At 71.1% G+C, this 19635-nt stretch carries 16 protein-coding genes; 7 read left to right on the top strand and 9 right to left on the bottom strand.

Annotation, left to right across the window (positions count from 1 at the left end; translation table 11 throughout):
* Positions 1 to 5: 5 nt before the first annotated feature.
* The 4 genes from IPQ09_18210 to IPQ09_18195 form a co-directional block, all read right to left on the bottom strand.
* Positions 6 to 710, bottom strand: a complete 705-nt coding sequence (locus tag IPQ09_18210) for a hypothetical protein (GenBank protein MBL0196119.1) — start codon at positions 708 to 710, stop codon at positions 6 to 8.
* Complete coding sequence (locus IPQ09_18205) at positions 707 to 1858, bottom strand: trypsin-like peptidase domain-containing protein (GenBank protein MBL0196118.1); 1152 nt, start codon at positions 1856 to 1858, stop codon at positions 707 to 709. Before IPQ09_18205 ends, IPQ09_18210 begins: the two co-directional genes overlap by 4 nt.
* Before the next feature lie 125 nt (positions 1859 to 1983).
* On the bottom strand, positions 1984 to 2925 hold the full coding sequence (locus IPQ09_18200) for a M20/M25/M40 family metallo-hydrolase (protein MBL0196117.1): 942 nt from the start codon (positions 2923 to 2925) through the stop codon (positions 1984 to 1986).
* Positions 2926 to 3060: 135 nt separating this feature from the next.
* The gene (locus IPQ09_18195; GenBank protein MBL0196116.1) at positions 3061 to 3897 is read right to left on the bottom strand and encodes an alpha/beta fold hydrolase; all 837 of its coding nucleotides are present in this window, start codon (positions 3895 to 3897) and stop codon (positions 3061 to 3063) included.
* A gap of 87 nt (positions 3898 to 3984) precedes the next feature.
* On the opposite strand from IPQ09_18195, the gene IPQ09_18190 reads away from it, so the two are divergent.
* Positions 3985 to 5274 (top strand): DUF362 domain-containing protein, encoded by a 1290-nt coding sequence (locus IPQ09_18190; GenBank protein ID MBL0196115.1) that lies wholly within the window; start codon positions 3985 to 3987, stop codon positions 5272 to 5274.
* Between the two features lie 149 nt (positions 5275 to 5423).
* On the opposite strand, the gene IPQ09_18185 is transcribed toward IPQ09_18190, so the two are convergent.
* Complete coding sequence (locus IPQ09_18185) at positions 5424 to 7847, bottom strand: winged helix-turn-helix domain-containing protein (GenBank protein ID MBL0196114.1); 2424 nt, start codon at positions 7845 to 7847, stop codon at positions 5424 to 5426.
* A gap of 193 nt (positions 7848 to 8040) precedes the next feature.
* Between IPQ09_18185 and IPQ09_18180 the strand changes: the two genes are divergently transcribed.
* Positions 8041 to 9195 carry a helix-turn-helix domain-containing protein gene (locus IPQ09_18180; GenBank protein MBL0196113.1) on the top strand — a complete coding sequence of 385 codons (1155 nt, stop codon included), beginning with the start codon at positions 8041 to 8043 and terminating at the stop codon, positions 9193 to 9195.
* A 37-nt stretch (positions 9196 to 9232) separates the two neighbouring features.
* Positions 9233 to 9973, top strand: coding sequence for a hypothetical protein (locus IPQ09_18175; protein ID MBL0196112.1), 741 nt, complete (start codon positions 9233 to 9235; stop codon positions 9971 to 9973).
* Positions 9974 to 10129: 156 nt separating this feature from the next.
* On the opposite strand, the gene IPQ09_18170 is transcribed toward IPQ09_18175, so the two are convergent.
* From IPQ09_18170 to IPQ09_18160, 3 genes are read right to left on the bottom strand one after another with little or no spacing between them, the layout of a single operon-like run.
* The gene (locus IPQ09_18170; GenBank protein ID MBL0196111.1) at positions 10130 to 10750 is read right to left on the bottom strand and encodes a hypothetical protein; all 621 of its coding nucleotides are present in this window, start codon (positions 10748 to 10750) and stop codon (positions 10130 to 10132) included.
* Between the two features lie 40 nt (positions 10751 to 10790).
* A complete protein-coding gene (locus IPQ09_18165) occupies positions 10791 to 12695 on the bottom strand; it encodes a DUF4091 domain-containing protein (protein ID MBL0196110.1) in 1905 nt (634 codons plus the stop codon).
* A gap of 50 nt (positions 12696 to 12745) precedes the next feature.
* On the bottom strand, positions 12746 to 13783 hold the full coding sequence (locus IPQ09_18160; protein ID MBL0196109.1) for a class I SAM-dependent methyltransferase: 1038 nt from the start codon (positions 13781 to 13783) through the stop codon (positions 12746 to 12748).
* Between the two features lie 199 nt (positions 13784 to 13982).
* Between IPQ09_18160 and IPQ09_18155 the strand changes: the two genes are divergently transcribed.
* Entirely contained in the window at positions 13983 to 14687 is a 705-nt protein-coding gene (locus IPQ09_18155) for a crotonase/enoyl-CoA hydratase family protein (protein ID MBL0196108.1), read from the top strand.
* A gap of 20 nt (positions 14688 to 14707) precedes the next feature.
* On the opposite strand, the gene IPQ09_18150 is transcribed toward IPQ09_18155, so the two are convergent.
* Positions 14708 to 15742 carry a pyridoxal-phosphate dependent enzyme gene (locus tag IPQ09_18150; GenBank protein MBL0196107.1) on the bottom strand — a complete coding sequence of 345 codons (1035 nt, stop codon included), beginning with the start codon at positions 15740 to 15742 and terminating at the stop codon, positions 14708 to 14710.
* A gap of 185 nt (positions 15743 to 15927) precedes the next feature.
* Here IPQ09_18150 and IPQ09_18145 point away from each other — a divergent pair, with 185 nt between their 5' ends.
* From IPQ09_18145 to IPQ09_18135, 3 genes are all read left to right on the top strand, one after another.
* A complete protein-coding gene (locus IPQ09_18145) occupies positions 15928 to 16266 on the top strand; it encodes a P-II family nitrogen regulator (GenBank protein MBL0196106.1) in 339 nt (112 codons plus the stop codon).
* A gap of 78 nt (positions 16267 to 16344) precedes the next feature.
* Complete coding sequence (gene glnA, locus IPQ09_18140) at positions 16345 to 17760, top strand: type I glutamate--ammonia ligase (GenBank protein MBL0196105.1); 1416 nt, start codon at positions 16345 to 16347, stop codon at positions 17758 to 17760.
* Positions 17761 to 18286: 526 nt separating this feature from the next.
* Positions 18287 to 19396, top strand: coding sequence for an S-(hydroxymethyl)glutathione dehydrogenase/class III alcohol dehydrogenase (locus IPQ09_18135; GenBank protein ID MBL0196104.1), 1110 nt, complete (start codon positions 18287 to 18289; stop codon positions 19394 to 19396).
* Positions 19397 to 19635: the final 239 nt, after the last annotated feature.

The following is a 19635-nucleotide window of genomic DNA, read 5'->3' as shown; positions in this document are numbered from 1 at the left end:
CCGGCTCAGTAAGCGAGCACCCAAAGGCTCTCTTTCGCGGCCGCCATCGCCTTGGCGCGGGCGGCGAGCCCCTGGGCGGCCTCGCCGAGGAGCGGCCGCACGGCCTTCCAGGCGGCGTCCGACTCGAGCTCGGAGACGAGGCTCGTCTTGCCCCAGCGCGCCTTGGCCGCGGCGAGATCGGTGGCCGCGAGGAGCGCGAGGTTCATCTCGGCGAGCTCCGCCGCGAGCACGAGCAGCTCCGCCGGCGACAGACGCCGCGGCGCGGTGAGATCGAAGCCGGGGTGCGCCTTGGTGAACGCAGGGTGGAAGAACGCGATGGCCGCGACGCCGATGCCCTCGGAGCCGGCGACCCACCGCCGAAAGATCGGATCTTTTGGGTCGTCGCCCGGGCGCGCCGGACGGAGCTCGACGCAGTCGGGGCGGTCCCCGCGTTGGATCGTGAGCGTGTGGTAGCGGTTGAGTGGCTTCGGCGGAGCGGCGGGGCCCACGCTCGGCTCGGGCGAAGGATCCTGCACGAGCGGCGGCGGGGCGGGCAACATGAGCCCCGCCTCGATGGGGATTGGCGCCTCGGTGGTCTTCTCGGGCGGCGCGCCGCCGCAGGCCCCGCTGCACGCGGCCCCGCCGAGCCCGAGCGCGAGCGCGAGCGCGGCGCCGACGGTGAACCCGACGCGGCGGCCCGCGCGGGCGTGGAGCGCAGCCGCGGGCCTCAAGGCAGCACGATCACGTCGGCCTGGATGCTGACGGGCTTCTCGTCGCGGAGCACGCCGACGACGACCTTGTCGCCCGCCTTGCTCGCGTCGAGCACGTTGTAGAGGTCGTCGAAGCTCTCGACCTTCTGGCCGTTGACCGACACGATCACGTCGCCGAGGCTCATCCCCTGGGGGGTGCGCCTCAGGCCGCGGAAGCCCGCCTTGAACGCGGGTGAGCCCTCCGGCACGTTCACGACGACCACGCCTCGGAGGCCGAAGCGCCGCTCGAGGCGCTGCGCCGGATCGATGCCAATCCCCAGGCCGAGCTGCTCGGCGCGGCCGGACTTCACGATCTGCGGCACGACCCGCGCGATGGTGCGCACGGGCACGGCGAACCCGATGCCCGCGGAGCTGCCCGACTTCGAGAAGATCATCGTGTTCATGCCGATGAGGTGGCCCGACGAGTCGAGCAGCGGGCCGCCAGAGTTGCCGGGGTTGATGGCCGCGTCGGTCTGGATCATGTCGCGAATGGTCACGCCGCCGATGCCCTGCACCTGGCGCCCGAGCGCGCTCACGATGCCGGTGGTGAGCGTGTGATCGAGGCCGAATGGGTTGCCGATCGCGATGGTCTTTTGGCCCACCTCGAGCTCGCTACTCGCCGCCACCCGCACCGGCTTGAGGAGGTCGGCGGGGGCCATCACCTTGAGGACCGCGATGTCCTTCTTGGGCTCGAAGCCAACGACCTTCGCGTCGAAGCGCTGCTGGTTCTGGAACGTGACGACGAGGGACTCGGCGCCCTGGACCACGTGAAAGTTCGTGACGACGTGGCCCTTGTCGTCCCACACGAAGCCCGTGCCCGAGCCCGCCGGCACCTCTTGCTCGGAGCCGAGGTAGTCGGTGACGGTGCGCGTCTGTGTGACGAACACGGTGGACGCGGAGGCCTGCTTGAAGACCGCGATCGTGTTGCGCTCGTCTTCGATGCGCGCCCCGGGGCCGAGGGTCGGCGCGGGCGCGGGCGTGGGGGTCGCGGCCGTGGGGGCCGTGGTGCCAGGCGAGACGGGCGCGCGCGCCGCGTCGGGCGTGGGCGTGGGCCCCTGACGACAGGCGGAGGCGAAAGCGAGCGCCAGCGCGAGCGCGCTGACCGTGGGGACGACTCTCTTGGCGACCATGGGCGAGCGGACCTCGTAGCAGACGTATCAAAGACTAGGCGCGTGTTGGCAGACTAACCACGCCGTCCGCGCCGTCATTCCCGGGCGCGCTTTTCCTGCGCGCCTTCGCGCCTCGGCGGCCGATGTCAGGGCGGGGCGGCGGCCTCGCCGGCGAGGCGGCCCACCACTGCGGCGAGCCCGCGCACGACCCGCGCGAGGCGCGGGTAGTCGAGGGTGTCGGGGGTGTCGCTCCGCTTGTGGTAGTTCGGGTTGCGAAACGGCGCGGTGTCGGTCACCATCACCGCGGGGTAGCCGACCTGCCAGAACGACCACTGGTCGCTCCAGCCGACCCCCTCGATGAACCCGGGCAGGGCCGCGCCCTCCGACGGGAACTCCACGGCCCCGCGGAAGACCGAGACGCTCTCGCGCGTGAGCGACCGTGACGACGTGTTGCCCACGAACGCGACGAAGTTCGCGCGGTCGGAGTAGAGCAGGCTCATCGGGGGCGGGTATTTCTGCGTGCCCGGCGCGTCGCGGTAGTAGCCGAGCGTCTCGAGGCTGAGCATCGCCTTCACGTCGTCGCCCCTCGCGGCGCACGCCTTCGCGTACACGAGGCTGCCCATCGCCTCGGTCCAGAAGCGCGGCGGCTCCTCGTTGGCGAACGCCACGAAGCGCACGGTGCGCGCCGTGGGGCGGGTGGCGAACGTCTCGGCGAGCGCCAGCAGCGCCGCGACGCCGCTCGCGTTGTCGTCCGCGCCCGGGGCGTCGAAGGCCGAGTCGTAGTGCGCCCCGACGACGACGATCTCCTTCGGCTTGCTGGTGCCCGCGTGGGTCGCCTCGAGGTTACCCACCGAGCGGATGCCCACGTCGTACGACTGGCGCTCCGGCGTGTACCCGAGCGCGCGCATGCGGCTCCGCACGTGCTGCTCGGCGCGAGCGAGCGTGTCGCGGTTCTCCAGGTTCCGCGCGCCGATCGTCCCCGCGAGCGCCTCGACGTCACGCCGCAGCCCGACCCCCGCGGCGACCTCGTCGTCGGTCGGCGCCTCGAGCCCGGCGTGGCTCTTGCCCGGCATGCATGTACAATACATGACAGACCCGACGAGCACCACGACGAGGCCCGGGTACACCGCGAGCCGTCGCCGGGCACTCTTGCCGAGCCGCGCCAGCCCACGCGGCGGCGCGAGCTTCGCCTCCGGCGCCTCGGTGGTCACACGCCGACCGGCTCAGGACGCGGACCGCCGGCCTCGTCGCGCCGCGCCGCTTCGACCGAGGCGATGTGCTCGCGGATCGCCGCCGAGAGACGCTCGGCGGCCTGGAAGGTGACGCCGTGCCCCGCGTCGTCGATCGCGACGAGGCGCGCGCGCGGGATCTCTCGCGCAATGTGTAGAATGCATGGGTCGCACGAGCACGTCGCGGTCGGGGCGAATGACCAGCGTGGGGGACGCGATGCCGCGGAGGCGCTGGCGCGTGTCGTGCCGCGCCACCGCGAGGATCTGCCCGAGCACGGTGCGGCGCGGCGCCCGCTTGCCGACCTGGAGCTTCATGCGCTCGTCCAGACGCGCCTTGTCGACGGTGTCGAGGAACTCCGGCGTGTAGAGCAGCTCCTGGAGGGCGCGCACCCGCCCGCTCTGGGGCCCGAGCGCGGAGCGCACGAAGGCGACCAGCCCGCCTGCCCTGGGCGCCATGCCGAGTGGGCCACCCGCGTGGGTGGCGATGAGCGTGAGCGAGCGCACCCGCGAGGGCGCGTGGAGGGCGAGCTCCTGGGAGATCATGCCGCCCATGCTCACGCCCACGAGGTGGAACTCACGGAAGCCGGCCTCGTCGGCCACGCGGAGCGCGTCGCGCGCGAAGTCGCGCATGGTGGGGTGCCCGGTGATGGGGGCGCTCTCCCCGACCCCGCGGTTGTCGAAGGTGACCACGCGGTGGTCGCGCGAGAGGTCGTCGACCTGGGGTTCCCACACCTTCCCGCGCATCCCGAGCCCCATCACGAGGAGCACCGGCGGGCCGGCCTCCCCCGCGCTTTCGTAGAAGAGGCCGGGGACCGTCGCGGTGAGCGCCATGCTTCTTCTTTCGCCGGAGCGAAGCGCGAACGCAAGCCCGGCGGTCTGGGGGGTTTCGCTTTGCCTCAGGGGTGCTAAAGAGCGCCCATGGCCAAGTCCAAAGTAGCGATTTTGCGCACCTCGCCCCGTACGGTCACCGAGGACTACCACCGCCTGATGAACCTCGCGGGCTACCAAGGGGTGATCGACAAGAGCGCCGACACGGCGCTCAAGATGAACATCTCGTGGCACTTCTTTTACCCGGGCTCCTCCACCACGCCCTGGCAGATGGACGGCGTGGTCAAGGCCATGCTGAAGGACGGCTACTCCAAGGACCTCGTCCACGCGTGCAACAACCGCACGGTGGTGATCGACGCGCACCTGGGCGAGCGCGAGAACAAGCACATCGACGTGGTGAACGCGCACGGCCTGCGCAACGTGCACCTCTACGAGGGCAACGAGGAGTGGATCGACGTGCGCGACGCCGTCGGCGACCTCACGAAGAAGTTCCTCTGCCTGAACGAGGTGTACCCGAAGGGCTTCAGCATCCCGAAGCGGTTCATCGGCGAGAACATCATCCACCTGCCCACCATCAAGACGCACATCTTCACGACGACCACGGGCGCCATGAAGAACGCGTTCGGCGGCCTGCTGAACGAGCACCGCCACTGGACGCACCCGGTCATCCACGAGACCCTGGTCGACCTCCTCATGATCCAGAACAAGATCCACAAGGGGGTCTTCGCGGTCATGGACGGCACCTTCGTGGGCGACGGCCCGGGCCCGCGCTGCATGATCCCGCACTGCAAGAACGTCATCCTCGCCTCGAGCGATCAGGTGGCGATCGACGCGCTCGCGGGCAAGCTCATGGGCTTCGACCCGCTCACCGACCTCAAGTTCGTTCGCCTCGGCCACGAGCTCGGCCTCGGCTGCGGCGACGTGCGCGACATCGAGATCGTCGGCGACTTGGACGCGGCCGAGGAGAACTGGAACTTCGAGGGCCCGTTCAAGAACATGACGTTCGCCTCGAAGAACCAGCACCGCATTTACTGGGGGCCGCTGAAGGGGCCGATCGAGTGGTCGCTGAAGACCTGGGTCGCGCCGTGGGCGTACCTGGCGAGCGTCACGTACCACGACATGTTCTGGTACCCGCGCTTCGCGAAGGAGAAGATCGCCCCCATCATCGAGAGCGACTGGGGCAAGCTCTTCGCCAACTGGGGCAAGGTCGCGAGCGACGAGCGCGGCTTCCCCGACGTGGGCGAGGCCAACCTGGAGCTCGTGCAGATCGGCGTGAAGCACTTCCTGGAGGGCGCGCGCCTCATGGGCATGTCGATCGCGGAGTCGCCGGAGATTCAGGCACGCCAGCGGCGGGCCCAGCTCCGCTCCGACCACCACTGAGCGCGCCGTAGGGGCTCGCACGAGCGCCGTCGTCCCTTCGAGGGGCGGCGGCGTTTTTGTCCGGGTACAATCCCGCCGGCGGCGCGCGGCGCGTCACTTTTTACCACGATACAACTCGCGCACGGGCCCGCGCAGGCCAGCGGCGGATCTCAGGTCGCGATCAGCGCGAGCGCCGCGGCCTCGATGTCGAGCCCTTCGCCGGCCCGCAGCCACCCCGCGAAGGCCTCGGGGCCGAGCGCCTCGCCGCCGCGAGCGAGCGCGCGTTCGAGGCGGGCGCGCTCAGGTCCCGCGACGCGGGGACGCGCGCACGCGAGCGCCGAGACGGCCGGGCCGGCCCACTCGGCGTCCTCGACCGCGGCCGCGGCGAGGCCGACCAGCGCCGCCGTCCACCAGAAGAGCGGCACGTGGTGTTCACACCCCTCCTCGATGGCCTCGACCCAAAGCGGCCGCGGGTCCCGGCCGAGGTGCGCCTCAGCCTCGGCGAGCCGGCTCGCGGCGAGGAGGCCGAACGCACGATCGTCGACCTCACGGCAGGCGGCCAGCGCCCGCGCGAGCGTCGTGCCCGCGGCCGTGGCGTCTCCCGTCATGAGCTGCACCTCGCCGAGGTGGACCAGCGGCCTGCAGTGCGCGCGGCCGCCTCGCAGCGCGGAGAGGGCGACGGCCTCCTCGAGCAGGCCGAGGGCCTCCGCGGGGGCGCCGCGCCGGGCGGCGGCGGAACCGCACACCGCAAGGGCGAACCCCAGCTGCCAGACGCGGCTCTGGGCGCGCGCGAGCTCGAGCGCGCGACGCCCGAAGTCGCCGCCCTCGTCGACGCGCCCCGCGAGCTGGGCCGTGATCGAGGCGCCGATCAAGCCGGTCACCAGCACCTCGCCGCCGAACGGCTCGAGCAACTCGAGCCCCGAGGCGTCCTCGCGCGCAGCCCAGCCCGCGCCAGCCTCGAGCGCCATCACGAGGCCGAGCGCGCGATCGCGATCCTCGGTGCGCGGGGCGGCGCGGAGGACTTGTTTTGCGCGCGCCCACGCCTCGGCCAGCTCGACGAACCTGTTACGACCATCGAGGTAGCGGTAGAACGGCTCGGCCGCCTCGGCGAGGCGCGCGGCCTCCGAGGGCCGCGAGGCGTGCGCGAAGGCCGCGACGAGGTCGGCGTGATCCTGACCGAGCGCATCGAGCCATGCGCGCTCCCGCGTCTCGCCTCGGTCGAGTGCCGCGTACGCGCGCACGAGTCGTCCGAGGAAGAACTCCGCGTGCCGCGCCTCGCGCGTGCTGCGCTCGTCGCCGGGCAAACGCGCGAGCGCCTCGTGGCGCACGGCGGGGTGGAAGGTGAAGCGCCCGCCCCCGGCACGCCGCAGCATCGAGGCGTCCACGAGCTGCCCGAGCTCGCGGAGCCCGGCGCCCGCGACCGCGAGCGCCGCCTCGCGATCGAAGGGTTCGCGCAGCAAGGCCGCGGCGCCGAGGGCGCGCACGCTGTCCGGCGCGAGCAGGCGGAACGAAGCGTCCATCGTCGCGCGGATGCTCGTGTGTCGCGCGGGGACGTCGGGGTCCTCGCTGCGGAGGAGATCCGTCCCCCGCTCGAGCTCGCGCACGACCTCGTCGGGCTCGAGCAGCCGCAGCCACGCGACGGCGAGCTCGATGGCGAGCGGGCTCCCCTCGGCGAGGGTGCAGAGGCGGGCGAGGTGCTGGCGCTCGCGCGGGGTCGGGTCCCAGCCAGGACGCACACGCCTCGCCTGGAGGAGCGCGAGCTGCCCCGCCTCCGACCGGTCGAGCGCGTCGCCGTCCAAGGGCGTCGCCATGGGGGAGAGCGCGTAGGCCGTCTCGCACGCGAGCGCGAGGCGCACCCGGGTCGTGACGACGAGGCGGAGGCGGGGGCAACCACCGGCGAGCTGCGCGAAGAGGATCGGCGCGCCAGGGATGCCCTCGACGTTGTCACACACGACGAGCTGTTCGCGATCCCGCAGGCGCTCGACCACGCCGGCCGCGGGGTCCTCGCCGGGTGCGAGCGGCCGCAGCTCGAGCCCGCTCGTGATCCGCCGCGCGACGGCCTGAGCCGACTCGACCCCCTCGAGCTCCACGAGCGCCGGCGCCGACGCGTACCGTGATCCCACACGACGAACGAGCTCCGCGGCGAGCCGGGTCTTTCCGATCCCTCCCGGGCCTAGGATCGAGAGCACGCGGGCGCCCTCGTCCAGGGCGCGAGCGAGGTCCTCGAGCTCCCGCGTTCGCCCCACGAAGGAGGCCGCGGCCTCGACGAGGGCCGCCCGCGGGCGCGCAGTCGACCGCGGCTGCGCGAATCGGTAGCCGCCGTCGACCGACATGAGGTAGCGCGGGTGGGCCGGGTCGGGCTCGATCTTCTGCCGGATGCGCCCGACGGTCGTGAACACGGTGCGCGACGGAATACCCGCGCGGTATCCCCACACTTCCACCTGGAGGTCGTCGCGCCCAAACGCGCGCTCCGGGCTCGCCGCGAGGTGCGCGAGCAGGCGCGCCTCCGTCGTGGTCAGCCCCACCTCGCCGCTCCCGGTCGAGAACACGCGTCGTCCCAAGTCGAGAACGCCGTGCTCGAGCTCCAGCTTCAAGGCGAGACCTCGCCTTCGGCTCGGGCACGCCTTCGAACTTGGTTCGCCCCTGCGGGGCTCACGTTCAGGTTCATGCACCCGAGACTACCGCGCCCGGCGCGTCCGCTGCGGTCACGGTCGTTCACACATCTCGTGAACGGTCGTGGCCCACCTGTGCATGGGCAGTGACCGCCTCGCTCGGTACTCCCATCCCATGCCCGCCCCCACCGTCGCCAAGGTCCCCCCCACCGGTCTCGTTCGATTCGCCCAGCGCATCCAGCGCGGCATCTCGTCCTTCGCCCGGTCCATGTCGCCGCCCCCGTTCGCCCTGCTCGACCTCGTCGCGGCGCGCTGGGTGTCCGATGCGCTCGCTGCAGTCACGCGCCTGGGCGTCGCCGACGCGATGGCGGACGGACCCCGGCCCTGCGCCGAGATCGCCGCCGAGCTCGGGCTGCACGCCGAGAGCCTGTACCGCGTGCTGCGCGCCCTCGCGCGCCACGATCTGCTGGTGGAGGCTCCGGCCGGGACCTTCGGCCACACCGACCTCACCCGCCCGCTGGCGACCGGCCACCCGAGCTCGATGCGGAACATGGTCATGGAGCTCGGCGGCGCGCGCAACGTCGAGGTGTGGGCGCGACTCGACGCGGCCGTGCGCACGGGCGCGCCCTCGTGGGACTTGCTGCACGAGGAGGGGATGTGGGAGCACCTCGAGCGCCACCCCGAGGAGCACGCCATCTTCCACGGCGCGATGGTCGAGCTCACGCGCGAGGCGGCCCCCGCCTACGCGCGAGGCCTGGACTTCGCCGCCCACGGCACGGTGTGCGACCTGGGCGGGGGCGAGGGCCAGCTCCTCGCGTCGATCCTGGCCGTGCACCCGGCGGCCCGCGGCGTCCTGTGTGACGCGCCGAAGGTCCTCGCGCGAGCCCCCGAGGTGCTCGGCCGCTTCGGGGTCGAGGAGCGCTGCGATATCGTCCCGTGCGACGTGCTCGCCGAGGTGCCTCGGGGGCACGGAATTTACGTCGCCAAGAACATCGTGCACGGCCTCTCGGACGAGGCCGCCAAGGCCGCGCTCTCGGTCTGGCGTGACGCGCTCGCGGAGGACGGGAGGCTCGTCCTCATCGAGGTGGTCATTCCCGAGGAGAGCGGCCCTTACCTCGCTTGGCTGGACCTGCAAATGCTGCTGGTTAGTCAGGGCGGGCGCGAGCGGACACGAGCGGCGTTCGCAGAGCTGCTCGCCGCAGCCGGGCTCGAGCTCGAGCGCGTGATCGAGACGCCGACCCCGATGTCGATGGTGGTCGCGCGGCGCGCGAAGGGCTCCGCACCGCGCGCCTCCGGAGAGGTGGGCCGCGCGCGCGTGCTCGGCCCGTGACGAGGACCGAAACAGTCGAACGATGAGAGGAGATGCCATGATGAATCGAACGAAGATGGTTGGGGCGATTGCGGTGTGTGGACTGTTGGTGGCGATCGTGCCGACTCCGAGCCAGGCCGACGGGAGCTGCTCGTCGCCCGACGCGTGCGGCCGGCACGTGACCTGCCCCGGCGGGTACACCGCGACCAACGACTCGCGCGGATCGTTCTGCTCGAAGCCCACGTCCGCCGCGACACGGACGCCCACCTGCGGCTTCTGGAACCTGCGCAATGACTGGGTGTGGGTCCCGACCGCCAAGGCGTGCCGGAACGGGGCCGGCACCCTCTCGACCCAGAACATCAAGTGCGAGGGAGACGGGTACGGATACCAGTCGTCCAGCGGGCGCTGCGAGAAGCCCGCGGGCACCGCGTACACACACGCGCTCCTTACGACGAACGGTCAGTTCTCGGGCACCGTCCGCGCCTGCGACACGAGACAGCCGTGCGAGGACGAGATCAAGTGTAAGAGCGGGTATGGCGCCGCGCGCGTGATCGCTCCCGGGCCCGCGAACGGCGAGTGGTACTGCGCGAAGAGCACCCCCGCGATCGACGCGGCGCCAAAGTGTGTATACCACAACTTTCGTGGAGACTGGACCTGGATCCCCTCGCTGAAGGTGTGCAGAAACGGGGCGGGGACCACGACGACGGTGAACCGTCGCTGCGATGACGGGACCTACGATCCCGCCTCGGGCCGCTGCCGCGCGCCGAGCCGTCAAGAGTACGACGAGCCCTCGCTGTAGCGGCGGCGCGGCTCTTCGCCTTCGTGACGGTTCACTCGGCCGACCTCGCCGGTCGGCCCTTTTCCCCCAGAGCATACGAATACTCAGACGCCGAGCGCGCTGAGCGGGAGTGCGAGGTTCGCTCGCGCTCTCAAGCCTCGCAGCAAGCAAGCTCAGTTAGCGCGCGTCGGCGCCCGGGAGGCGCTCGCCGTTCGCGTAGCCGCCGAGCAGCCGGCGGATCTCGTGCTCGCGGAGGAGGCTCTCCCAGGTGTCTTGCTCCACCTGCCCGTCGCACAAGAGGCCGATGTGCAGGTGCGGCACGCCGTTGCCCACGCCCGACACGCCGAGCGGCTCGCCCGCCGCGACGCGGCGCCGTGTGGGCGCGCCCTCGGCCTGCGCGTAGGTCAAGCCCGCCATGTGTGTGTAATATACATGCGTGACGCGGCGTGCGTCTCGTCCACCCACGGCGAGGGGCTCGTCGAGCGCGAGGCGGACGCTGTTCGGTGTGTCGCGCCCGGTGGTCCAGCGCGTGTGCCCGCGCTCGGAGTAATCGAGGGTGCCGGCGGCGATCGCGTACACCGTGAGCGCCGTGCCGCCGATGTCGAGCCCCGTGTCGCCCGCGTACCCCGCCATCACGCCCGAGGGCAGCGGGCTGCGGAGGCGCGGGTTGCGCAGCGGCGGGGAGCTCGGCGGTGAGGGCGCGGCCCGCGCGGTTCGGGCACCACGCGCAGGGCCGAGCGCGGCCAGCGCGGCGGGCGTGGCGAGCGCGAGCGTGAGAAGGCGGCGACGAGAGACCATGTCCCTCCCTCGCGCGGCGGGCTGGAACTGTGACCGGCCCTCAGCGAACGAGGGGCGCGGGGCGCGTCTTCGCGAAGCCCCAGGCGAAGAATCCCGCCGCGCACAGCGCGATCGCCGCCCACGCGCCGGCGCCGACCCGCTTGGGTCGCGGCGGCCGCGGGGGGGCAGGCGGCGCCAGGGTGGTGACGCGCGGCACAGCGTCGGCCGGGGCGCGCATCACGAGGGCGAGGAGCTCGCGGCGCGCGTCGAGCCAGGGCCGCGCGTCGCTGGACCACGAAGCCGCGCCCCTCGCCTTGGAGAGCGCGCTTGGCACCATCCGGGCGACGATCGCCTCGGTCGCCTTCGCGTCGCGGTCGCGCGCCAACAAGATGTATCCTGCATCCTGTACGCCGCGGCGCAGGTTCTTGAGCCGCACCGAAGGGTACACCGTGTCTTCGCCGAACGAGGTCATGCCGCCCACCTGCGTGCCCGGATAGACCAAGATGCCGTCGCCGTTCGAGTGGTCGCCGTCCTTGTTATGGAAGCTGTCGGCCACCACGAACGGATCCGTGGCACCGCCCACCTTCCCGCCCCCCTCCGACGTCCACGAGGTGGCCTCCCAGTAAAACCACCTCGGCAGGCCATAGCGCGCCGCGATCCACCCGTTCGCGCGCAGATCGATGGCCGGCGCGTCCATGACCATCGCCCCACCGAAGGGGCGCTTCCCGTTGTAGGCCCAGACCACCTTGCCGAGCGCGCGCGCCGCGGCGATGCGCTCGGGCTCGAGGTCCTCCGGGGTGGCCATCACCACGTCGGCGGCGTGCTTCGACGGGTCCGTGCCGCACGTCGCGCCGACGCGGATGGTGCGCGCGTCGGCGCCGCCGTCGAGCGACGCGGCCTCGTCGAGGAGCTTGCGCCACGCGGCCGGCCAGGGGCTCTTGCAGTCTTCGTCGACCGCGTAGAGGAAGGCCTCGGGCATGCTCGACAGGCCAGTGACGCGCGCCTGCATCTTCGCGAGCGCGGGCACCTTCGACGCCGCGGGCTCACCCAGATCGCCGTAGGAGCCGAAGACGACGATGCCCTCGCCTTTGCCTTGACCCGGCCCCGAATACGCGGGGGGCGAATAGGCCTCTCCGGTCAAGTAGGGTATCTCGCGCTCGAGGTCGGCCGGCGTGAGCACGGCGTGAAACGAGGCCACGTGGTGCGCGTGCAGCAGGGCGCGCAGCTCGGGTTCGGCCTGCCGATTCCCCATCCTGGAGGTGAGGTTCTTCGGCTCGTAATACACCATCACCGGGAGCGCGCCCCAGGGCATGGCCTGCGGCGCCACGCGGAGACGAACGGCCCGATCGAGCACCACGCCCCCGCGCGACGAGACGAGCACCCGCGCCTCGTAGAGGCCCGGAGTCGCGTCGAGCGGCACCTCGAGGTCGATCCAGAAGGCCGCGCGGGTGGAGGCGCCGAGCGCTGCGTCTTTGCCGGGCAGGAGCGCGTCGGCGTAGAGGCCAACGAGCAGCGGCGATGGACGGGCCTGCTTCGTCCACGCGAGCGAGGTGTCGTCCTTGTCGTTGCCGGAGGTGCGCTTGACGTCGACGAAATGCTCCGCGAACACGCGGGCGACGGGCCCGAGCCCCTCGAAGGCGCCGAGCGTCGCGTGGAGGGTGCGCGCGGTGCCGTCGGGCTCGACCACCACCTGGAACGCGACGGTCTCGCCGCGCAGCGCGAAGAGCTCGGCGGCGTCTCCGGGGAAAGGCGATTCGGGCAGCGGCGTCTTCGTGTCACCCGGGACGCGCGCGCCGTCGTCGAGCACGCGCGCGCGGAGCGTGACGGGCTGCGCGGGGCCGAGGGCGGCGTCTTCGGGGCCGGCGTCTTCGGCGCTCGCGGCGCGAGGGCCGCCGATCGCGACCGCGACCGCGAGGGCCGCGGCCGCGACGCGTGAGACGACTACGACGGGGCGAGGGCTTCGCACCCCGCGAGACTACGCGGGGGCGGGCCGGGGCGCGAGCGCGCCTGCCCGCCTCAGTCGAGCGCGGGCTTCTGGAACAAGACGACCTTGTAGGTGTCGGTCCCGTCGACCATCTTCTCGTAGAGCCGCGTGCCGGGGTTTCGATAGAAGTTCTTCATCGCGTGCTCGGCCTCGACGCGCCGCTTGGCGCCGATGACGGGGAGCCGGAACGCCATGAACTTCGCGATCGCCTGATCGACGTACGCGTCGACGCGGCCCTTGTCTTGATCCCGCGCGACCACGGCCTCGGCCGTGACGTCGCGCACCGCGAGCTTCTTCATGCCGAGCGACTCGAGCACTTCGAAACACGGCGCCCAGGTGGGCTCGGGGATGGCGTTGCCCCACACCAGGTAGCCGCCTGGCTTCAGCAGGCGCACGACGGTCTGGAAGAAGCGGCGGTCCTCGTCGGTGGCTTGCCCCGTGAGCTCGGTGACGTGCGTCTCGTTGACGGCTACGATATCGGCGACGCCGTCGGCGGTGGGGAGCGCGGTCGCGTCGGACCAGGTGGCCTTCAGGCGACCGCCGAGCTCGGGCACGAACTTGCGCTTGCAGGTCTCGATCGCCGCGCGCTGCATGTCGACCGCCTCGTAGGTGCAGCGGGGCAGCACCTTCGACGCGACGTGGTGCGCGCCCGCGCCCGTGCCACAGCCGAGCTCGACGACGTGCACCTTGCCGCCCCGGGCCTCCACGAGGGCCTTCACCTCGGGGAACTCGAAGAGCCCCGTGTACGCGTTCTTCCCGAACCGCTGCGGATCGGTCGCGCTCGTCGGGCAGGCCCCTGAGCCCTCTGGCCAGGCGTATCCCCAGGTGTTGAAGGTGAGCTCGTACGTCTCGCCCGACGCGCTACGCACGTCGCCCACCGAGCGGTAGAGCGAGTAGAGGAGCGAGTAGATCGAGGTCTTGTCGTAGTCGTCTTCCGAGACGTCGCCGTCGCTGGTCGAGATCTTGCCACGCTTCTCGACGAGCGCGCTCATCACCCAAGCCCCGAGGATGAGCTCGAGCTGGTTTCTCGTGTAGTCGGACTTTCGGTCGAGCGAAGTGAGGATATCCATTCGGGTGCTTTCTGTTGCGTGCGTGAGGCAGGCGCGCAACAGCGCCTCGCGGCACCCTACGCGAAGTTGGGGCACGCGAGTCACCCACATGGGCCTCGTCGACAGGTCCCGCGCCGTCGGTTGACCGAGGTCAGGTGAGCGCCGCGGCCGCTCCGCGCGGGCGCGCCGAAAATGGAAAAAGGGTGGTAGGCTCGCGCGCGTGACCACCGAACTCGTCAACTACACCCTCGAAGGCACCACCGCGATCGTCCGCATGGACGACGGCAAAGCGAACGCGCTGTCGGAGGGCATGATCGACGCGCTCACCGGGGCGCTCGAGCGCGCCGAGCGCGAGGCCTCCGCGATGATCCTCGTCGGGCGCGAAGGCCGCTTCTCGGGCGGCTTCGACCTGAAGGTCATGATGAGCGGGCCCGAGCAGGCGAAGGCCCTCCTGCTCCGCGGCTCGGAGCTCTACATGAAGCTCTACGGCGCGAGCCTCCCGCTCGTCATCGCGTGCACGGGGCACGCGCTCGCCGGCGGCTCGCTGCTCGTGCTCACCGGCGACGTGCGAATCGGCACCGCAGGCCCGTTCCGCATCGGCCTGAACGAGGTCGCCATCGGCCTCCCCGTGCCGGTGCTGGCGATGGAGCTCGCGCGCGACCGCCTCGTCAGCACCGAGCTGCCGCGCGCGACGCTCATGGCACAGATCTACGATCCCGAGGGCGCCGTGAAGGCGGGCTACCTCGACGAGGTGGTGCCGGCCGAGCGCCTGCTCGATCGCGCGAAGGAGGAGGCCACGCGGCTGACCGGGCTCGCGCGGCCGGCCTTCAAGGCCACGAAGTCGCGGCTTCGCGGCCGCACGATCGCGCACATCCTCGGCACGCTCGAGGACGACATGCGCACGCTGCTGGCCCCACCCGCCTGAACCACGCGGAGCCGCCCGGCTCAACGCACGAGATCGCGGAGCTCGCCCTCGAGTGACTCGGGGGCGGTCGCGAGCAGGGGCGCCATCGGCGCGCTCGAGAGGGTGTGCCAGTAGAGGACCGTCCTCGGCTCGCCAGCCGCCTCGAGCCGCGCGATCTCTGCGAGCGCCGCGGCGAAGGCCTTCGCCGTGTACGTCGGGTCGAGCGCGAGCCCCACCTCCGCCGCGCGCGCCGTCGCGAGCTCGCCCTGGGGGGTGGCGTGGCCGTACCCCGCGCCCAAGAAGCCTCCCTCGACACGGACGCGCGCGAGCGCCCCGGCCGCGTCGACCGCGGCTCGCCGCGCCGTTCGGCGCACGAGGCGGGCCATGAGCCCCTCGAGGACGAACACCGGCGACGAGACGGCGACGGCGACCACGCGCGAGGCGAGCCCGGCGGCTTCGAGGCCCACCGCGAGCCCCGCGACCGTGCCGCCCGAGCCGAGCGCCGTGACGATCACGTCGGGCTCGGGCAGCGCTCCCGCCTCGATCTGCGCGCGCAGCTCGAAGGCCGCGTCCACGTAGCCGAGCGTCCCGGTGACGCTCGAGCCGCCGAGCGACACGAACGCGGTCTGCGGGGTCATGTGCGCGAGCACCTGGAGCGGCACCTCGTGGAAGCCGCGCGCGCAAATCGGCTCCAGGCCGCGCCCTAGGCTCGCGCGCAGGTTGGTGACGACGTGCAGATTGCCCGGCTGCGGCACGAGGACGGCGGCCACGGCGAACCCTGCTGCGAGGCCGTACGTCGCGGTCGCCAACACGTGGTGGCTCCCGGCGGCGCCGACGGTGAGCAGGCGCGTCTTCCCGCGGGCGCGCGCGTCGAACAGCACCGGCTCGAGCTTTCGGACCTTGTTGCCGCCGTAGGCCTCTCCGGAGCGGTCGTCGCGCTTGACGTACACCAACACGCGCGGCGTCGAGAGGGCCTCGAGCGCGTGGACGGGGGTCGGGAACGTCCCGAGCGGCAGGCTCCCGCGCGTCGAAGCGCGAGGCGCCGGCGACTCGGGGTCCTGCGGGGCGGGCGGCATGGGTCGTACGGTGCAACGATTCGGCGCCGATTGCACGACCCGACCGGTCGGAAACATTTCCGAAACGGTGGCCACGCTAGTGCTGCGGCGGCGGTGGACAGGGCCTCGGCCCGGCCCACCGTGACGAGGGCCGGGGTGATAGGCTCCCCGACCGCGCGGCCTGGCTCGCGCACGGAGGCACGACCGTGAAGAAGATCGAAGCCATCATCAAGCCCTTCAAGCTCGACGAGGTGAAGGACGCGCTCTCCGAGGTGGGCGTGCAGGGCATGACCGTCACCGAGGTGAAGGGTTTCGGCCGCACCGGCGGCAAGAAGGAGGTCTACCGCGGCAGCGCGTACGTGGTCGACTTCGTGCCGAAGGTGAAGATCGAGATCGTCGTCCCCGAAGAGCACGTGAACGACGTGCTCGACGCCATCGAGAAGAGCGCCAAGACCGGCCGAATCGGCGACGGAAAGATCTTCGTCACCGACGTGGAAGAGGCCGTCCGCATTCGCACCGGCGAGCGCGGCCGCAACGCCATCTGAGGGGCCCCGCCGGCTCCTGAACCGTTCCCCAGCGAGGCCACCAGCCTCCCGTCATGAAATCGTCAAGAGAGGAAGACTATGAAGCCGAAGGACGTCATCGAGCTCGCCAAATCCAAGGATGTGAAGTTCATCGACATCAAGTTCGTGGACTTCCCGGGCCAGTGGCAACACACGACCCTGCCCGCACACCGCCTCGACGAGGCCATGTTCGAGGACGGCATCGCCTTCGACGGCTCGTCGATCCGCGGGTGGCAGCCGATCAACGCCTCCGACATGGTGATGATCCCCGACGCCAGCACGGCCAAGATCGATCCGTTCTACGAGCACACGACGCTGAGCCTCGTCGCGAGCGTCTTCGACCCCATCACGAAGCAGCCGTACTCCCGTGATCCCCGGCACATCGCGAAGAAGGCCGAGGCCTATCTCAAGCAGACGGGCATCGCCGACACGTCGTACATGGGCCCCGAGGCCGAGTTCTTCCTGTTCGACGACGTCCGCTTCGACCAATCGAAGCCGAACGAGGGCTACTACTTCCTCGACAGCAAAGAGGGAGCGTGGAACTCGGGCAAGTCCGAGGGCCCGAACCTGGGCTACAAGACCCGCTACAAGGAGGGCTATTTCCCCGTGCCCCCGACCGACACGCTCGCGGGCATTCGGCAGGAGATGATGCTGATGCTCGAGGCGACGGGCATCTCCGTCGAGGTGGGCCACCACGAGGTCGCTACCGGTGGACAGTGCGAGATCGGCTTCAAGTTCGCAGAGCTCCTCTCGTGCGGCGACAACCTCCTCTGGTTCAAGTACGTCGTCAAGAACATGGCGCGTCGCCACAACAAGGCGTGCACCTTCATGCCGAAGCCCCTCTTCGGCGACAACGGCTCGGGCATGCACGTCCACCAGTCGCTCTGGAAGGACGGGAAGCCCCTCTTCGGCGGCGACGGCTACGCCGGCCTCTCGCAGATGGCGCTCTGGTACATCGGCGGCATCATCAAGCACGCGGGCACCCTCGCCGCGTTCACGAACCCGACGACGAACAGCTACCGCCGCCTCGTCCCCGGCTTCGAGGCGCCGGTCAACCTCGCCTATTCGAGCCGCAATCGCTCGGCCTCCGTGCGAATCCCCATCACGGGGCCGTCGCCCAAGACCCGCCGCATCGAGGTGCGCTTCCCCGATCCGTCGTCGAACCCGTACCTCGCCTTCGCGGCGATGCTCATGGCCGGCCTCGACGGCATCCAGAACAAGATCGACCCGGGCGATCCGCTCGACAAGGACATTTACGCCCTCTCCCCCGAGGAGCTGAAGACCGTCCCGCAGATGCCCGGGAGCCTGGAAGAAGCGCTGAACAACCTGGAGCGCGACCACGAGTTCTTGCTCCGCGGCGACGTCTTCACGAAGGACGTCATCGAGGAGTGGCTCGACTTCAAGCGCACGAAGGAGCTGAACCCCATCCGCATGCGCCCCACCCCGCACGAGTTCTATCTCTACTTCGACACCTGATTGAACGTCGTGGTCTTCGACCACGACTGCTCAATCAGGTCTGACTTGTCATCGGAGGACTCCGTCCTCCGCCCCACCGGCGGAGCCGGCTGGGGCCCCACCTCCTGGTTTTGGGTCCCAAGCCCAAAACGGTGGAGGGCCCGCGTCGGCGGAGGACTCCGTCCTCCCGCCTCGCGGGTGCTCGGGGCTCGCGGGTGCTCGGGGCCCGCGGGTGCTCGGGGCCCGCGTCGGCGGAGGACTCCGTCCTCCCGCCTCGCGGGTGCTCGGGGCCCGCGTCGGCGGAGGACTCCGTCCTCCCGCCTCGCGGGTGCTCGGGGCTCGCGGGTGCTCGGGGCCCGCGTCGGCGGAGGACTCCGTCCTCCCGCCTCGCGGGTGCTCGGGGCCCGCGGGTGCTCGGGGCCCGCGTCGGCGGAGGACTCCGTCCTCCCGCCTCGCGGGGGAGCCTTCCTTCTTCGGGAGCCGGCGGGTTATCATGGCGGCGCCGGCGGGCGCGCTCGCGCACCGCACGAAGCCGAGGAGAGCTCTCATGAAGGTGCGCGCAGCGGTCGCCTACGAAGTTGGAAAGCCCCTCGTCGTGGAGGAGGTCGATCTCGAGGGTCCGAAGGCGGGCGAAGTGCTCGTCGAGCTCAAGGCAACGGGCATCTGCCACACCGACGAGTTCACCCTCTCGGGGGCCGATCCCGAAGGGCTATTTCCGGTGATCTTCGGGCACGAGGGCGCCGGCGTCGTCGTCGAGGTGGGCCCGGACGTCACCGGGCTCGCCCCGGGCGACCACGTGATACCCCTCTACACACCCGAGTGCCGGGGCTGCAAGTCATGCCTCAGCCGCAAGACCAACCTGTGCACCGCGATCCGCGCCACCCAGGGCAAGGGCATGATGCCCGACGGTACGAGCCGCTTCTCCATCAAGGGGAAGCCGATACACCACTACATGGGGTGCTCGACCTTCGCGAACTACACCGTGCTCCCCGAGATCGCGCTCGCCAAGATCCGCAAAGACGCCCCGTTCGAAAAGGTCTGTTATATTGGCTGCGGAGTGACCACCGGCATTGGCGCGGTCATCCACACGGCCAAGGTGGAGCCAGGCGCGAACGCCGTGGTGTTCGGCCTCGGCGGCATCGGGCTCAACGTCGTGCAGGGGCTGCGCCTCGTCGGCGCCGACAAGATCATCGGCGTCGACATCAACCCCGCGCGCGAGGCCCTCGGCGCGCAGCTCGGCATGACGCACTTCGTCAACGCCGAGGAGGTGTCGGGCGATCTGGTCGCGCACCTCGTCGAGCTCACGGGTGGCGGCGCCGACTACAGCTTCGAGTGCGTCGGCAACGTCGACCTGATGCGGCAGGCGCTCGAGTGCTGCCACCGCGGCTGGGGTGAGTCGATCATCATCGGCGTGGCCGGGGCGGGGCAGGAGATCAAGACCCGCCCCTTCCAGCTCGTCACCGGGCGCGTGTGGAAGGGCTCGGCCTTCGGCGGCGCGCGCGGCCGCACCGACGTGCCGAAGATCGTCGACTGGTACATGGAGGGCAAAATCGACATCGACTCCATGATCACCCACACGCTGCCGCTCGAGCGCATCAACGAGGGGTTCGACCTCATGAAGCGGGGCGAGTCGATCCGCACCGTGGTGACCTACTAGTCCCCTGGAGGCGTGATCCCTTCCAGAAGTCGCGCGGCTCGGCCTTTCGCCACAAGGGAGCGAGGGGGTGCCCCGTTTTCGGCGGCGGTGGGAGGATACTCATGTTCGAGGGTCGGCGTTCTCGCGCGGTCACACCCGAAACCACTGTCCCCTGAGCGCAAAGCGCCGCCTCCACCGCGCGGAACGACGTCCGAGTTGAGGACGGGCCCGCCGCCGCCGAAAACGGGGCACCCCCTCGC

Source organism: Myxococcales bacterium (assembly GCA_016720545.1).
In the GTDB taxonomy this organism is placed as follows: domain Bacteria; phylum Myxococcota_A; class Polyangia; order Polyangiales; family Polyangiaceae; genus JAAFHV01.
This window is presented reverse-complemented; position numbering and strand designations above follow the sequence as displayed.

Excerpts from the sequence above, each read along its gene's own strand:
- IPQ09_18205 (MBL0196118.1), bottom strand. The coding sequence starts at position 1,858 with ATGGTCGCCAAGAGAGTCGTCCCCACGGTCAGCGCGCTCGCGCTGGCG.
- IPQ09_18200 (MBL0196117.1), bottom strand. The coding sequence starts at position 2,925 with ATGTATTGTACATGCATGCCGGGCAAGAGCCACGCCGGGCTCGAGGCG.
- IPQ09_18195 (MBL0196116.1), bottom strand. The coding sequence starts at position 3,897 with ATGGCGCTCACCGCGACGGTCCCCGGCCTCTTCTACGAAAGCGCGGGG.
- IPQ09_18190 (MBL0196115.1), top strand. The coding sequence starts at position 3,985 with ATGGCCAAGTCCAAAGTAGCGATTTTGCGCACCTCGCCCCGTACGGTC.
- IPQ09_18180 (MBL0196113.1), top strand. The coding sequence starts at position 8,041 with ATGCCCGCCCCCACCGTCGCCAAGGTCCCCCCCACCGGTCTCGTTCGA.
- IPQ09_18175 (MBL0196112.1), top strand. The coding sequence starts at position 9,233 with ATGATGAATCGAACGAAGATGGTTGGGGCGATTGCGGTGTGTGGACTG.
- IPQ09_18170 (MBL0196111.1), bottom strand. The coding sequence starts at position 10,750 with ATGGTCTCTCGTCGCCGCCTTCTCACGCTCGCGCTCGCCACGCCCGCC.
- IPQ09_18160 (MBL0196109.1), bottom strand. The coding sequence starts at position 13,783 with ATGGATATCCTCACTTCGCTCGACCGAAAGTCCGACTACACGAGAAAC.
- IPQ09_18150 (MBL0196107.1), bottom strand. The coding sequence starts at position 15,742 with ATGCCGCCCGCCCCGCAGGACCCCGAGTCGCCGGCGCCTCGCGCTTCG.
- glnA (MBL0196105.1), top strand. The coding sequence starts at position 16,345 with ATGAAGCCGAAGGACGTCATCGAGCTCGCCAAATCCAAGGATGTGAAG.
- IPQ09_18135 (MBL0196104.1), top strand. The coding sequence starts at position 18,287 with ATGAAGGTGCGCGCAGCGGTCGCCTACGAAGTTGGAAAGCCCCTCGTC.